The organism is Streptosporangium sp. H16 (assembly GCF_051918855.1).
Classification (GTDB): Bacteria; Actinomycetota; Actinomycetes; order Streptosporangiales; family Streptosporangiaceae; genus Streptosporangium.
Window position 1 is genome coordinate 1 of record NZ_JBPXMD010000008.1, and the last position, 13332, is coordinate 13332.

Here is a 13332-nt window from a genome sequence, read left to right on the forward strand (position 1 = left end):
CACCGACCCGACACCGACCCGATCGGTCTCCCACGCTCGAACCCGGCCGGCTCCCCAGGGGGCCGGCTTCGTGCTGTCCGGGCATTCGTGCCGTGCGGGCGTCGGGCAACGGGCGTCGGCCCGGGGCGGTCGGGGACTGCGCGGGAAGGTCGGCCGCCGGCCGGGGACGATCGGGGACGAGGGCCCCGCGCACCGGATCCACCGCGTACCGGACCCCGCGCACCGGATCCACCGCGACAGGGTCTACCGCGACTCGGCGGGCACCGGAGTCACGTGGCGGGGTTCCGTGCCCGCCCCGCCGCGCCCGCGCAGGCCGGACGCGACGACGGCCGCTGCGACGACGGCCATCGCGAGCGGGATGACCAGGGCCGCGCGGAAGCCGTCGAGCTCGGTGAGGGGGGGTCCGCCGGACCCGGTGACGGCGACGTTCACGGCGGTCACCGCCGACAGGCCGAGCGCCGCGCCGAACTGGAAGGAGGTGTACAGCAGCCCACCGGCGAGTCCCTGCTCCTCCTCGGCCACGCCGTCGGTCGCGGCGATGGTGAGCGGCCCGTACGCCAGGGAGAAGGCGAGACCCAGAATGATCATGCTCGGGAACATCGCCGCGTACGTCCAGTCGAGGCCGACCGGCAGGAAAAGGGCGTAGGCCACGGCGGCGAGGCACAGCCCGCCGAAGATCACCCGGACGTTGCCGAAGCGGTTCACCAGGCGAGGGGTGAGGGTCGGCGCCAGCACGGCGTCGATGCTGACCACCAGCAGGGCGAGGGCCGCCTGCAACGACGACCAGCCGCGCAGTTCCTGGAGGTAGAGCACGACGAGGAACTGGAACCCGAAGAAGGAGCCCCCAAACAGCAGCGCGCCGAGGTTGGCGCGCACCAGCGGAGCCGAGCGGAGGATGCCCAGGCGCACCAGCGGCGACGCCGACCGCCGCTCGATCGCAGTGAAGGCGGCGAGCAGCGCGACCCCGGCGGCGAGCGCTCCGGCCGTCCAGCCCCATCCCGCGGCCGGATCCTCCAGCCTGACGACCGCGAACACCAGCACCATCATCGCCGCGGTCACGGTGACCGCTCCGGCCAGGTCGAAGCCGAGCGTACGACGGGGCGGGTGGTCGCCGTCCGGGATGAGGCGGAGCGCGGCGACGAGGACAGCGGAGGCCATGATCACCGGAGCGAAGAACACCCACCGCCAGCTGATCTCGGCCAGCAGGCCGCCGATGACGAGGCCGAGGGAGAAACCGGCCGCCGCCGTGCCCGCGTAGACCAGGAGCGCCCGGTTGCGCCGCGGGCCCTCGGCGAAGTTCGTCGTGATGATGGACAGCCCGGCGGGTGCCATGAACGCGGCGGCCACCCCCGTCACGAAACGGGCGACGATGAGGATCCACCCCTCGGTCGCGAACCCGCCCAGACCCGAGAAGACGATGAAGACGCCGAGCCATGTGAGGAACATCCGCCGCCGGCCGAGCAGGTCGGCGGCCCGCCCGCCCAGCAGCATGAAACCGGCGTAGCCGAGCACGTACGAGCTCATCACCCAGCTCAGCGAGCCGGTGGACAGATCCAGGTCGGAGCGGATCGACGGCAGGGCCACGTTCAGCATCGCCACGTCGATCCCCTCCAGGAAGATCGCGCCGCACAGCACGAGCAGCATGCCCCAGGCGCGCCCGCTCATGCGATCCGACGGTGGGGACAGTGGTGTGGACACGGGACGACTCCTTGGAGAGGGGCGGGAACCGCGAATGGTTCCCTCTTGTAAGTAGTCGCATCATCGGACACCATCAATGACCATGGAAGAAGGCACTTCGAAGTCACCGAGTCGCTGCTCGGATACCGGCGACGCCTACGTCGACGCCCACCAGTGGGACACCCGGGAAGACTGTGAGGTCCGCCAGATCCTCGACCGGGTCGCGGACAAGTGGTCCCTGCTCGTCATCGCGCTCCTCGACAGCCGCACCCTCCGTTTCACGGAGTTGAGCCGCGAGATCGACGGCGTCAGCCAGCGCATGCTCACCGTCACCCTGCGCCATCTGGAGCGGGACGGCCTGGTTCGCCGCACCGTGCATCCCGTCGTGCCGCCCAGGGTCGACTACGAGCTCACGCCCCTCGGCGTGACCCTGCACGACACCATCCAGTCGCTCGTCAACTGGACGGAGCGGCACCAGAACGAGATCGCCGCCGCCCGGGCGAACTACGACGTCCGCGCGGACACCGCGCCGGTCGCGACGCCCCCACGTGACGAAACCCCGTCCGCGGCACCACCACGCGACGAAACCCGGCCCGCGGTGCCGCTACGTAACGAAACTTGGGCCGCGGCGCCGGCGCGTGAGGAGAGCCGTCCCGGCGCGGGCCTCTCGCGGTGCGAGATGTGCGGCGACCCGATCCGTGCCGCGCGTACCGGCCGCCCCGCCCGGTTCTGCGGCACGGCGTGCCGCCAGAGGGCACACCGCCGCCGCTCCCGCGCCACCCTCCCAACCTGCGGCTGACCGTCCCGCCCCGCCCGCCCCCGGCCATTCCCCCGGGCCATTCCCCCGGCCCTGTCCCCGGCTGTCCCCGCTGTCCCCGGCCCGGTCCCGACGTGACCCGGCGTCCTCGCTCCCGGCCCCCCGCACGCGGACGGTCGCGAGCGAGCCGGAGCCGGGCGGCTCGCACGGTCCGGGCGGGTCAGGGCGGGTCAGGGTGGGCCGGGTGGCCGGGTGGCCGGGTGGCCGGGTGGCCGGGTGGCCCGGGTGGCCCGGGTGGCCCGGGTGGTCCGGGCGTGAGACGGGTCTCGCAAGGGCGGGCAAAGGCATGTCCAAGCGATCCGTGTCGTGTCCCCCAACCGGTGCCGCAGCGTGTCTGCTGTCCAGCAGTAATGGCACTGCTTACCTGGAGGGTCGGAGATGAGGAAGTTGCTTCATGCCGGCGTGCTCGCGCTCGGCGTGCTCGCAGCCGGATGCGGCGGCGCCGACGACGGGAGCACGACCGAGCCGATGGTCGCGGACCAGGTCAAGGCGTCGCCCACCTCGCCAGAAACCCCCGCCTCGTCCTCGCCGGCGACCAGGGCCAAGGTCGAGCTGGGAGAGACGAGTATCGGAAAGGTCCTGGTCGGGGAGGGAGGACGCACGCTCTACCTCTTCGAGAAGGACAAGGACGGGAAGTCGTCGTGTTCCGACGCCTGCGCGCGGGCGTGGCCGCCGTACGTCACGGACGGGAAGCCCGAAGCGGGCCAGGGCGTCAAGGAGGACCTGCTCGACACCACCGAGCGGGACGACGGCACGACGCAGGTGACCTACAACCGCCATCCCCTCTACTACTTCGCCAAGGACACCAAGGCCGGCGACGTCAAGGGGCACGACGTCGACGGCTTCGGCGACGAGTGGTACGCGGTCGACGCGGACGGGAAGAAGGCACGCGACTGAGCCGACCCCGGGGGACGTGAACGAGCGCCGACCCGGAGGACGTGAACGAGCGTGTCCGTGAGGCCGGATCCCCGACCCCCCGACCCCCGGACCCCCGGACCCCCGGGAGTCCGGGAGTCCGGGAGTCCGGGCCGGAGGCGGCGGGCACGGCGTGCCGGCCCGCGACACGGGCGAGCCCGCCGAAGAAACCGTGAGGCTCGCCCTGCCCGGGGCGCGAGACGTGAAGGGCCCGCCGACGCCCCGGCGGGCCCTTCACGTTCTCCGCCCGCGCCTTCGCGGAGTTCTCCGCCGGTCGAGGCGCGCGGTCACCTCGTCAGGTGGACTCCCGGACGACGAGCTCCGTGGGCAGGATCGTCGACGACACGGGGCCGCCGTCGATCTGGCGGAGAAGCAGGCGCACCGCCGCCCGCGCCTGGTCCTCCCGGGGCGCGCGCACCGTGGTGAGCGCGGGCACGGCGTAGGAGGCCGCCTCGATGTCGTCGAATCCCGCGATCGCGACGTCGTCCGGCACCCGCCGCCCCGACTCGCTCAACACCCGCAGGGCGCCGATCGCCATCAGGTCGCCGGCCGCGAAGACCGCGTCGAGCGCCGGGTCGTCGCGCAGGAGCTGGCGCATCGCGTCCGCGCCCGAGGCGAGGGTGAGATCGCCGACGGCGATGATCGACCGGTACCCGGTGTCGCGCAGGGCCTCGCGGTAGCCCCTGAGCCGGTCCTGCGCGGCGACCGCGTCCGGGGGCCCGGCGATCGCGGCGATCCGCCGCCGTCCCCTGGCGAGCAGGTGCCCGACCGCCGAGGCGGCGCCGCCCGCGTTGTCGACGTCGGCGTACGCGGCCTGCGTCGCCACCGCGGGCCTGCCCAGTGACACGACGGGGATGCCCGTACGGGCCAGCGCGGAGGGCAGCGGGTCGGTGCCCTGAGTCGATACGAGCACCACCCCGTCCACGTGCCCCGAGGCGGCGTACTGCTCCACCCGGAGCCGGCCGGCCGTCGAGTCGGCGAGCATGAGGGTGACGCGCTTGCCCGACTCCTCCAGCTCCCGGGTGGCCGAGCGGACGGTCGCCGAGAACAGCGGGTCGTCGGAACGGGCTCCGGAGGGGGAGCCGGAGACGACCAGCGCGATCGAGTCGGTGCGCCGGGTCACCAGGCTGCGGGCCGCCGAGTTGGGGACGTAGCCCAGCTCGTTGACGGCGTGCATGACGATCGCGCGGAACTCGTCGCTGACCGTGCCCTCACCGTTGATCACCCGGGAGACGGTCGATCTCGACACGCCCGCGCGGGCGGCGACCGCCTCCAGGGTGGGGCGCTTGGCGCGCTCGCGGTGCAGCCCGTTGTGCCGGATCACCTCGCGGTACCACAGCGCGCTGTCCTTGGGCAGCCGCCGCTGCGTCTCGAAGTCGACGTGCACGATCCCGAAGCGCTTGTGGTAACCCTCGGCCCACTCGAAGTTGTCCAGCAGCGACCACACCAGGAAGCCGCGCAGGTCGGCACCGGCCTCGATCGCGGCGTGCGCGGCCCTCAGGTGGCCCTCGAAGAAGGCGGTCCTGTCGGCGTCGTGCACGCGGTCGCCCGCCACCACGTCGTCGAACGCGGCGCCGTTCTCGGTGACGATCAGGCCGACCTCGGGGTAGTCGCGCGAGAGCCGTGTGAGCAGCTGGGAGAGCCCGGTCGGCACGATCGCCCAGCCCGTCGCCGTCGTCGGGGCGTGGGTGCCGCTGAACCGGATGTCCTCGCTGCCGGGGTAGGCGGCGTTGGCCGGCTCGCCCGGCTCGGACCGCACGACGCAGGGGGTGTAGTAGTTGATCCCGAGGAGGTCGATGGGCTGGTTGATCGTTTCGAGGTCGCCGTCGTGGATGTGGTCGGTCCCGCCCATGCGCTCCATGATGGCGAGCACCGTGTCGGGATGCTTCCCGCGCAGGGCGGGGTCGAGGAACTGCCGGTTGATGAGGCAGTCGATCCGGTTCACCGCCTCGGCGTCCTCGGCGGACGGGACGAGGTCGGGGTCGCTCACCTGTCCGGGCGTCATCACGGGCGTGAGGTTCAGGGTGAGGGCGATCTCGCTCGCGCCCCCGTCGCGCAGCACCTGAGCGCCCAGGCCGTGGGCCAGCAGGAGGTGGTGGGAGGCGCGGAAGGCCTCCGCCGCCGAGGCGCGGCCCGGCGCGTGGATGCCGATGCCGTACCCCAGCACCGCGGCCACCCACGGCTCGTTGACGGTCATCCACGTCCCGACGCGGTCGCCGAGCCGGTCGTACATGATTCGGGTGAAGTCGGCGAAGCGGTGGGCCGTGTCGCGGTTGGTCCACCCGCCCAGGTCCTCCAGCGCCTGGGGGAGGTCCCAGTGGTAGAGCGTCACGTAGGGCGTGATGTCGGCCGCCAGCAGCTCGTCCACCAGCCGGTCGTAGAAGTCGAGCCCGGCGGCGACGGCGGGCCCCGAGCCCGAGGGCTGGATCCTGGGCCACGCCACCGAGAACCGGTAGGCCCCGAGACCCAGCTCCGCCATCATCCGGACGTCGCCGGCGTAGCGGTGGTAGTGGTCGCAGGCCACGTCGCCGGTGTGGCCGTCGGTGGTCCTGCCCGGCGTGTGGGAGAAGGTGTCCCAGATCGACGGGCCCCGCCCCCCGTCTCGCGCGGCGCCCTCGATCTGGTACGCGGCGGTGGCGGCGCCCCAGACGAAGCCCTCGGGAAAGGCCAGGGTCTCGCCCCGGGCCGAGATGGTCGTTGCGGTCATCCTTCGAAAACCCCCGTTGGTTCTCGCGACTGCCAGGACGCGCGAGGCGGTGGCGGGGTCGCCGTCGTCCTGGCCGGTGGAAGTGTCCTACCGACATCATGGGACGGTCGCGGCCTGGCGTCGAGATGATTTCCCGACCCGCGTGGGCACGCTCCCACTTCACCCGCGTTCATGATCGGTGACACAGTAACGGATGCCACCGACAGCGGGGACGGGGAGCCGGCCGGCCTCCTCCACACCGGCCTCCTCCACACCGGCCCACCACACCGCCCGGAAATCAGACTTTGGTCGGGGGCGGTGGTGGTCGATCGTCGGATCTTTCCGGGACCTGGGATTTCTAGGTTCTTCCTATGAAACACAAGCTCATCCGCCTGGCGGCGGCGGCCGGTCTGGTCGCGGCCCTCGTCACGGCTCCCGCCGCGCTCGCCGCGTCACCCGCCACCGGGCTGACCCCGGCCGCCGTCGACGCCTACCTCGACAGGACCATGGAGTCCACCGGCCTGCCGGGCATGTCCGTCGTCGTCACCCACAAGGGCAAGGTCGTGCACGCCGGTGGGTACGGGCGCCAGTCGGGCGGCGAACCGGTCACCGAGAGAACCCCGATGCGTGTCGCCTCGGTCAGCAAGTCGTTCACCGCCATGGCCGTCATGACGCTGGTCGACGACGGCAGGATCTCGCTGGACGAGCCGGTCGCCGGGCGGCTGCCGGAGTTTCGCATGGCCGATCGGCGCGCCGCCGGGATCACCGTGCGGCAGCTGCTCAACCAGACGTCGGGGCTGTCCGACACCACCGTCGACATCGGCGCGACGCGGGCGGCCACGTCGCTCGCCGGCTACGTGTCCGCGCTGGGCACCGGCACGCTGGCCGCCGATCCCGGTACGCGCTGGGAGTACTGCAACGTCAACTACGACGTGGCCGCCAGGCTGGTCGAGGTCGCCAGTGGACGGAGATTCGGCGACTACATGAAGCAGCGGGTCTTCGGCCCGCTCGGCATGACGGGCAGCGCCGTCGGGGACCGCGTCGTCAGGCCGTCCGAGGGATTCAACTCGGTGTACGGCGCCTGGGTGGCGCGCCCCGAGATGCCCGGCTTCCGCGACGGCGGTGGCGGCGGCGTCGTCACCAACGCGGCCGACATGGGCAGATGGCTGATCAGCCAGACCGGCGGCGGGAGGCAACTGGTGACGCCGGGAAGCCTGAGGACCATGCACACGCCGTCCGCGGTACGCGACTACGGCATGGGCTGGGGTGAGGAGAGCGTGGGCGGCGCCAGGATGCTCGTGCACTCGGGCAATCTGTTCACCTACACCGCCGTGGAGGCGATCGCCCCGGACACGGGGTACGGCTTCGCGGTCATGACCAACGGTGCCGCCCTCTACGACGACACCTACGACGTGCTCACCGGCCTCGTCGCGATGAGCCGGGGCGGCACGCCCGACGTGCCGGGCGGCGGCCGGCAGGGGTTCGAACTGGTCCTGGGACTGATCGCGCTGGCCGCGGCGGGCCTGGGCGTGCTCGGCGTGCTGCGCTCCCGCCGCTGGGCGAGCCGGAGGGCGGGGAGTCCCGCCTGGCGGATCGGGCTGCGACTGGCGCCGTCGCTGCTGCCGGTCGCGCTGCTCGCCGTGTATCCGCTGCTGATCTCCTTTCTCATGAACGGCCGGACGGTCACCTGGGAGCAGCTCACCTACTTCGCCGCACCGATGACGATCACCTTCGCGGTCGCGGCCGTGGCGGGGGTCGTCACGGCCGCGACGCGGCTGGCGAGACTGCGGTCGGTAGGGTCGGCCCGGTGAGAAACAGCGTGGCACTGGCGGTGATCGCGGGATCCGCTCTGATCAGCGGGTTGCACCTCGACAGCATCCCGCTGTGGCGGCAGCTTCTCTTCGTGGTACTGGCCGTGGCCGCCTACCTGCACGGACGTCGTCTGCCCGTACGGCGAGGCTGGCTGCTCCTGGCCGTTCTCGCGACGTCCGGGGCCCTCTACGCCGTGCCGGACCTCGCGACCACTGTCGGCGCGCTGGCGGTCCTCGGCCTCTTCGTGGTGCTGCCGTGGCTGGCGGGCTGTTTCCAGCGGCAGCAGGCCGACCTGCTGGAGGCGGGCCGGGAGCGGGTCGCCCGGCTCGGACGGGAGCGGGAGTTCATCGCCGAGCGCGTCACCCTTCGCGAGCGCGCCCGTATCGCCGAGGACATGCACGACTCGCTCGGCCACGAACTGGCACTCATCGCGCTGCGTGCCGGAGCCCTGGAGCTGGCCGCCGACATGACCCCGCGGAACCGGGAGGCGGCGGCCCAGCTGCGGGCCTCCGCGGTCACCGCGACCGACCGGCTCCGCCACACCCTCGGGGTGCTGCGCGAGACCGGCGGCGTCTCCACCGAGCCGCCGGACGAGTCCATCGAGGCGCTGGTGGACCGCGCGCGCGGCGCCGGGATGACGGTCACCCTCGACCGCGCCGGCGAGCGGGCGCCCCTGCCGCCGCTGGCGGACAGGGCCGTGCACCGGGTGGTGCGCGAGTCGCTGACCAACGCCGCCCGCCACGCCCCGGGCGCGGACGTGCTCGTCCGCGTCGAACGGGCCGGCGACGCGGTCACCGTCACCGTGTCCAACTCCACCGCCCGTGCCGTGCCGGTGCCGGGCTCGGTTTCGGTGCCGGGCTCGGCTCCGGTTCCGGTCCCGGTTCCGGTTCCGGTTCCGGCGAGTGCGGGGAGCGGGATCGCTGGTCTGCGCGAGCGGGTGCGGCTGCTCGGGGGTACCCTGCGGGCCGGCCCCCATGACGGCGGGTTCACTGTGACGGCGCGGTTCCCGTCCGGCCGGGAGGGGTTCCCGTCCGGCCGGGAGGGGTTCCTGCCCGGCCGGGCCCTCGACGAGGGAGAGGCCCCGCCCGGCGGAAGAGGAGACGAGGGAAGCCGATGATCCGGATAGTGCTGGCCGACGACGAGGCCATGATCCGAGCGGGGGTGAAGGCGATCCTCGCCACCGACGAGGGCGTCGAGGTGGTCGCCGAGGCCGCCGACGGGCGCGAGGCGGTCGAGCTGGTGCGCGCGCACCGGCCGGACATCGCGCTGCTGGACATCCGGATGCCCCACCTCGACGGCCTGTCCGCCGCGGCCGAGTTGCGTGTCGCCATGCCGGAGGTCGCGGTCGTCATGCTGACCACGTTCGACGAGGACGAGTACGTCTCCCGGGCGCTCGACGAGGGGGTCCGCGGCTTCCTGCTGAAAGCCGCGGACCCCCGCGAACTGATCATGGGGGTGCGCGCGGTCGCCGACGGCGCGGCGTACCTGTCGCCGAGGATCGCGCGGAAGGTCATCGCGCGGTTGGGCGGGGGGAGGCTCTCCAGGGCGGGAGTGGCACGCGAGCATGTGAGGTCGCTGACCGCGCGGGAGCGCGAGGTGCTGGCCCTCGTCGGCCGGGGCATGTCCAACCAGGACATCGGCCGAGAGCTGTTCCTCTCGCAGGGCACCGTCAAATCCCATGTCAGCGCCATCCTGCTCCGGCTCGGCCTGAACAACCGCGTCCAGGCGGCGATCATCGCCTACGAGGCGGGTCTGGTGCCGGGGGACGCCTGAGTGCCGTCCGGCGGCCCCGCCTCCCGGGACGGCACGGATCCGGCGGGCACTCCGTTCTCCGGGGCCGGAGAAGATCTCTCGAAGGCCGTTCTCAGGCTCCGGGCAGTTTCAGCATGCGGTCGAGCAACTGGCGGTGGTGGGCCAGGAGGCGCCGCCGCGCCCGCGGGTCGGTGGAGACGGAGTGTTCCGCCTCGGCGATCGCCTCGCCGTGCAGGAACCCGTACACGCTCCAGATCAGCGTACGCAGCAGCAGGCTCAGGTCCACCTGGTCGTCGATCAGCCCGGCCCCGGCGGCGGAGCGCATCGCGTCGCGGGTGAGGTTGATGATGGGGACCGAGTAGGTCTGCTCCAGGTCGGGGAGGTCGGCGGCGTCGCCGAGCCAGCGGTGCATCCACAGCGCGGGGATCTGCGGGTTGTCGAGGCAGAACTCCAGGTAGCGCTCGGAGAGTTCGTACATGACGGCGGCGAATTCCTCGGGGCCGGCGGCGGGGAGCGCGCTGAGCGCGTCCTCCACGACGGCCCGTTCCGCCCGGCTGGCGTGCTCGATGACGACGAGGTAGAGGTCGTGTTTGTCGCCGAACCGTTGCTGCACCCACGCCAGGTCCTGCCCGGCCGCCTCCGCTATCCCCTGCAGTGACGTGCCGTCGTGACCGAACGCCGCGAAGAGCCGCGCCGCGATGTCGATGACCGCTCGGCTCTGCGGGTCGTCGGCGGGAATCATGACTCGATTCAAGTCCTCCGCACGGGTGGAGACGCCCTGGCATTGGTTTTGACCTGGTCAAACCTGTGTGCGCGATGCTCCGTCCCGCCGCGCCGAGAGGGAGGCGTGGGGCTCGTGGGACGGGAGACCGCGGGTCAGGACGGGAGGACGCTCAGCTCGCCCGACCCGGTCAGGGTGGTGATCCGCCGCGGGGCGGCCGGGTCGCGCCGCACCCCGACGGTCGCGTTCCCGGTGTTGGTCCGCACGTCGTAACCCTTGTCGTACTCCTCGCCGTCCGGCACCCTGACCTTCACGTCCCCGGACGCCCGCACCACGGCGCTGACGTCGTCCGGCGGGGCCGCGAACCTCAGATCGACGTCTCCGGTACCGGTCTCGACGTCGGCCCCGGCGGACCTGAGGCCGGTGCCGATCACGTTCCCCGTCTGTGCCCGCACCAGCAGCGCACCCCCCGTGCCGTCCGCGACCACGTCGCCCATGGCGGTGGAGAGGCGCAGGTCGCCCTGGATCCCGCTCACCGAAACGTTTCCGAAGCGGCGGGACGCCGCCTCGACGTCGGTGGCCGCGGGCACGCTCAGGATGTAGTCGGCCTGGCAGGCGGGGCCGTCGGGACGGCCGCCGGGGCAGCGGACGTCGAGCTGGAGCGTCCGCCCGTCCCACTCCTCGGTGACCACGGGCCGGTCCCGGGTCCACAGGAGCGTCCGTTCCAGGCCCAGCCGCTTCGCCGCGCCCGGCACGACCGAGACGTTGACGTGGCCGGTGGCCTCCACGACGATGCCCGTCGCGGTGAGCGCCCGGGACTGCGTCGTGGTCTCGGCGCTCGGGCGGACCATCGTGATCTCGGCCCACGCCGCCAGGGCGGTGAAGGCCACGGTGAGCGCGGTGAGCGTCCCACCGGCGATCAGCCAGGCGGTGCGGGCGTTGTTTCGTGTCGGCATGCTCTCTCAAACCTTCAGGAATCGCAGGACGGCGAGCACCCGGCGGTGGTCCTTGTCGGCGCCGGAGAGGTCGAGCTTGGTGAAGATGTTGTTGATGTGCTTGCCGACCGCGCTCTCGGACACCACCAGGGCCTCGGCGATCCCGGTGTTGGAGCGGCCCTCCGCGATCAGCGCGAGCACCTCGTGCTCCCGGCGGGTCAGCCGGTCCAGCGGGTCGCTGTGCCGGCGCAGCAGCAGCTGGGCGACCACCTCGGGATCCAGGGCGGTGCCTCCGGCGGCGATCCGGCGCAGCGCGTCGAGGAACTCCTCGACATCGGCCACCCGGTCCTTGAGCAGGTAGCCGATCCCGCTGGTGGCGGTGGACAGCAGCTGGGTGGCGTAGCGCTCCTCGACGTACTGGGAGAGCACGAGGATCGCGAGCTTCGGCCGCTGGCGGCGCAGGACGAGCGCCGCGCGCAGGCCCTCGTCGGTGTGCGAGGGGGGCATCCGAACGTCGGTGACGACGAGGTCGGGAACGTGCTCGTCCACGGCGCGCAGCAGCCCCTCCGCGTCGGACACGGCGGCCACGACCTCGATGCCCGCCGAGCCGAGCAGGCGGACGAGCCCCTCTCGCAGGAGTACGGAGTCCTCGGCGAGCACTACGCGCACGGCAGCTCCACTCTGATCGTCGTCGGCCCGCCGAGCGGGCTGTCGACGTACAGGATGCCGTCCACGGAGCCGACCCGGTTGGACAGGCCGCGCAGGCCGGTCCCCCGGTCGGGGTCCGCGCCGCCGCGGCCGTCGTCGCTGACGGCCACGTGGAGGCGGTCGCCGAGGCGGTCGACGACGACCTCGGCGCCGGACGCCTCCGCGTGCTTGGTGATGTTGGTCAGCGCCTCGGACACGACGAAGAACGCCACCGCCTCGATCGTCGGGGAGACCCGCTCGAAGATGTCGACGCTCAGCCGTACGGGGAACGGGGCCCGCGCGGCCAGGCCGGACAGGGCCGCGTCCAGGCCCTGGTCGTTGAGTACGGCCGGGTGCAGCCCCCGGACGAAGTCGCGCAGCTCTTTGAGGGCCTGCTTGGCCTCCTCGTGTGCCTGCACGATCACCTCGCGGGCGGGTTCCGGCAGGTCGGTGAGGGTGGCGCGGGCCATGCCCAGGTTCATCGCCAGCGACACCAGCCGCTGCTGGGTGCCGTCGTGCAGATCCCGTTCGATGCGGCGGCGCTCGGCGTCCGCGGCGTCGACCACCCCGGTACGGCTCTCCCGCAGCGTCTCCACCCGCTGGGCCAGCTGGTCGCTCAGGCTGGGGCCGAGCAGGGCCTCGGCGGCGATCACGTCCAGCACCGCGAACCCGCGGGCCACCCACGGCCCCGCGACGAGCAGGGCCCCGGAGACGAGGACGAACGCCACGCTCGGCCAGGTCTCCTCCATCGCCCAGTACCGCACGGCGAGCGCGGCGGTGACCAGGCCGCCCGCCCACGCCCCGACGACCGAGACGGCGCCGACGCCGCTGATCAGCGGGGCCAGCAGGTGGTACCCGAGCCGGCGCCAGGTGCTCAGCGTCCTGGCCTCCTGGAGCAGCCGCCTGAACGGGTTCATGCTCAGGGGGCGGCGCGGGACCGGGAGGATGTCGACGTCGAGGAAGGCCGCGAACCGGGACCGCTGCACCAGGGTGAGCGCCCGGACGACCACGAAGAACAGCAGCAGCGCGACCACGGGGACCACCACGGTCCACACCAGCAGCACCGACGCCGTCACCAGCGCCGCGATCACCGCCGTGCCCAGCAGGGCGATCGGTACGCCCGTCACCAGGTGCGCGGTGCGGAGCCAGGCCCGCGCGGACCAGTGGGCGCTGATCCTCTCCCAGGGGGTGGTCATCTCGATGCCGGTCATGTGACCACCGTAAGGACCGCCGCGACCGGGGCACAGGGGCGAGGTATCCGGGAAAAAGGTAGGGCAAACCCCACCTTCACGGCCGGGCCGGGGTTCTCTTCACGGGGTGCTTCCGGTGT

11 protein-coding genes and 1 pseudogene are annotated in these 13332 nt (G+C 72.6%); 5 read left to right on the forward strand and 7 right to left on the reverse strand.

Annotated features, from left to right (window positions below; all coding sequences use genetic code 11):
• Positions 1-243: 243 nt before the first annotated feature.
• Positions 244-1698, reverse strand: coding sequence for an MFS transporter (locus ACTOQ2_RS15205; protein WP_440100224.1), 1455 nt, complete (start codon positions 1696-1698; stop codon positions 244-246).
• Between the two features lie 82 nt (positions 1699-1780).
• Here ACTOQ2_RS15205 and ACTOQ2_RS15210 point away from each other — a divergent pair, with 82 nt between their 5' ends.
• Together ACTOQ2_RS15210 and ACTOQ2_RS15215 are read left to right on the forward strand one after the other, a co-directional pair.
• On the forward strand, positions 1781-2476 hold the full coding sequence (locus ACTOQ2_RS15210) for a winged helix-turn-helix transcriptional regulator (protein ID WP_440100225.1): 696 nt from the start codon (positions 1781-1783) through the stop codon (positions 2474-2476).
• 396 nt (positions 2477-2872) lie between these two features.
• Entirely contained in the window at positions 2873-3391 is a 519-nt protein-coding gene (locus tag ACTOQ2_RS15215) for a COG4315 family predicted lipoprotein (protein ID WP_440100226.1), read from the forward strand.
• Positions 3392-3704: 313 nt separating this feature from the next.
• On the opposite strand, the gene ACTOQ2_RS15220 is transcribed toward ACTOQ2_RS15215, so the two are convergent.
• Positions 3705-4733, reverse strand: coding sequence for a LacI family DNA-binding transcriptional regulator (locus ACTOQ2_RS15220; RefSeq protein ID WP_440100469.1), 1029 nt, complete (start codon positions 4731-4733; stop codon positions 3705-3707).
• A pseudogene (locus tag ACTOQ2_RS15225) lies at positions 4713-6116 on the reverse strand (GH1 family beta-glucosidase); the annotation flags it as partial. The gene ACTOQ2_RS15220 and the pseudogene ACTOQ2_RS15225, both read right to left, overlap by 21 nt.
• Positions 6117-6466: 350 nt before the next feature.
• Between ACTOQ2_RS15225 and ACTOQ2_RS15230 the strand changes: the two are divergent.
• Genes ACTOQ2_RS15230 through ACTOQ2_RS15240 form a run of 3 tightly spaced genes read left to right on the forward strand, consistent with a single transcriptional unit; the run spans position 6467 to position 9680 of the window.
• Positions 6467-7906, forward strand: a complete 1440-nt coding sequence (locus ACTOQ2_RS15230; protein ID WP_440100227.1) for a serine hydrolase domain-containing protein — start codon at positions 6467-6469, stop codon at positions 7904-7906.
• The gene (locus ACTOQ2_RS15235; RefSeq protein WP_440100228.1) at positions 7903-9024 is read left to right on the forward strand and encodes a sensor histidine kinase; all 1122 of its coding nucleotides are present in this window, start codon (positions 7903-7905) and stop codon (positions 9022-9024) included. The genes ACTOQ2_RS15230 and ACTOQ2_RS15235 overlap by 4 nt, the downstream gene beginning before the upstream one ends.
• Positions 9021-9680, forward strand: a complete 660-nt coding sequence (locus ACTOQ2_RS15240) for a response regulator transcription factor (RefSeq protein ID WP_362689635.1) — start codon at positions 9021-9023, stop codon at positions 9678-9680. Before ACTOQ2_RS15235 ends, ACTOQ2_RS15240 begins: the two co-directional genes overlap by 4 nt.
• A 91-nt stretch (positions 9681-9771) precedes the next feature.
• Here the strand turns inward: ACTOQ2_RS15240 and ACTOQ2_RS15245 are convergent, their stop codons facing one another.
• The 4 genes from ACTOQ2_RS15245 to ACTOQ2_RS15260 all read right to left on the reverse strand — a co-directional run bounded on the left by ACTOQ2_RS15245 (position 9772) and on the right by ACTOQ2_RS15260 (position 13213).
• The gene (locus ACTOQ2_RS15245) at positions 9772-10401 is read right to left on the reverse strand and encodes a TetR/AcrR family transcriptional regulator (protein WP_440100230.1); all 630 of its coding nucleotides are present in this window, start codon (positions 10399-10401) and stop codon (positions 9772-9774) included.
• Positions 10402-10535: 134 nt separating this feature from the next.
• Positions 10536-11336 (reverse strand): DUF4097 family beta strand repeat-containing protein, encoded by an 801-nt coding sequence (locus ACTOQ2_RS15250; RefSeq protein WP_440100231.1) that lies wholly within the window; start codon positions 11334-11336, stop codon positions 10536-10538.
• Between the two features lie 6 nt (positions 11337-11342).
• Positions 11343-11984 carry a response regulator transcription factor gene (locus ACTOQ2_RS15255; RefSeq protein WP_440067644.1) on the reverse strand — a complete coding sequence of 214 codons (642 nt, stop codon included), beginning with the start codon at positions 11982-11984 and terminating at the stop codon, positions 11343-11345.
• The gene (locus ACTOQ2_RS15260) at positions 11975-13213 is read right to left on the reverse strand and encodes a histidine kinase (protein WP_440100232.1); all 1239 of its coding nucleotides are present in this window, start codon (positions 13211-13213) and stop codon (positions 11975-11977) included. Before ACTOQ2_RS15260 ends, ACTOQ2_RS15255 begins: the two co-directional genes overlap by 10 nt.
• Positions 13214-13332 lie beyond the last annotated feature (119 nt).

Bases quoted from the DNA above. Each gene is read 5' to 3' on its own strand.
- ACTOQ2_RS15210 (WP_440100225.1), top strand. From the start codon at position 1,781: ATGGAAGAAGGCACTTCGAAGTCACCGAGTCGCTGCTCGGATACCGGC.
- ACTOQ2_RS15215 (WP_440100226.1), top strand. From the start codon at position 2,873: ATGAGGAAGTTGCTTCATGCCGGCGTGCTCGCGCTCGGCGTGCTCGCA.
- ACTOQ2_RS15230 (WP_440100227.1), top strand. From the start codon at position 6,467: ATGAAACACAAGCTCATCCGCCTGGCGGCGGCGGCCGGTCTGGTCGCG.
- ACTOQ2_RS15240 (WP_362689635.1), top strand. From the start codon at position 9,021: ATGATCCGGATAGTGCTGGCCGACGACGAGGCCATGATCCGAGCGGGG.
- ACTOQ2_RS15245 (WP_440100230.1), bottom strand. From the start codon at position 10,401: ATGATTCCCGCCGACGACCCGCAGAGCCGAGCGGTCATCGACATCGCG.
- ACTOQ2_RS15250 (WP_440100231.1), bottom strand. From the start codon at position 11,336: ATGCCGACACGAAACAACGCCCGCACCGCCTGGCTGATCGCCGGTGGG.
- ACTOQ2_RS15260 (WP_440100232.1), bottom strand. From the start codon at position 13,213: ATGACCGGCATCGAGATGACCACCCCCTGGGAGAGGATCAGCGCCCAC.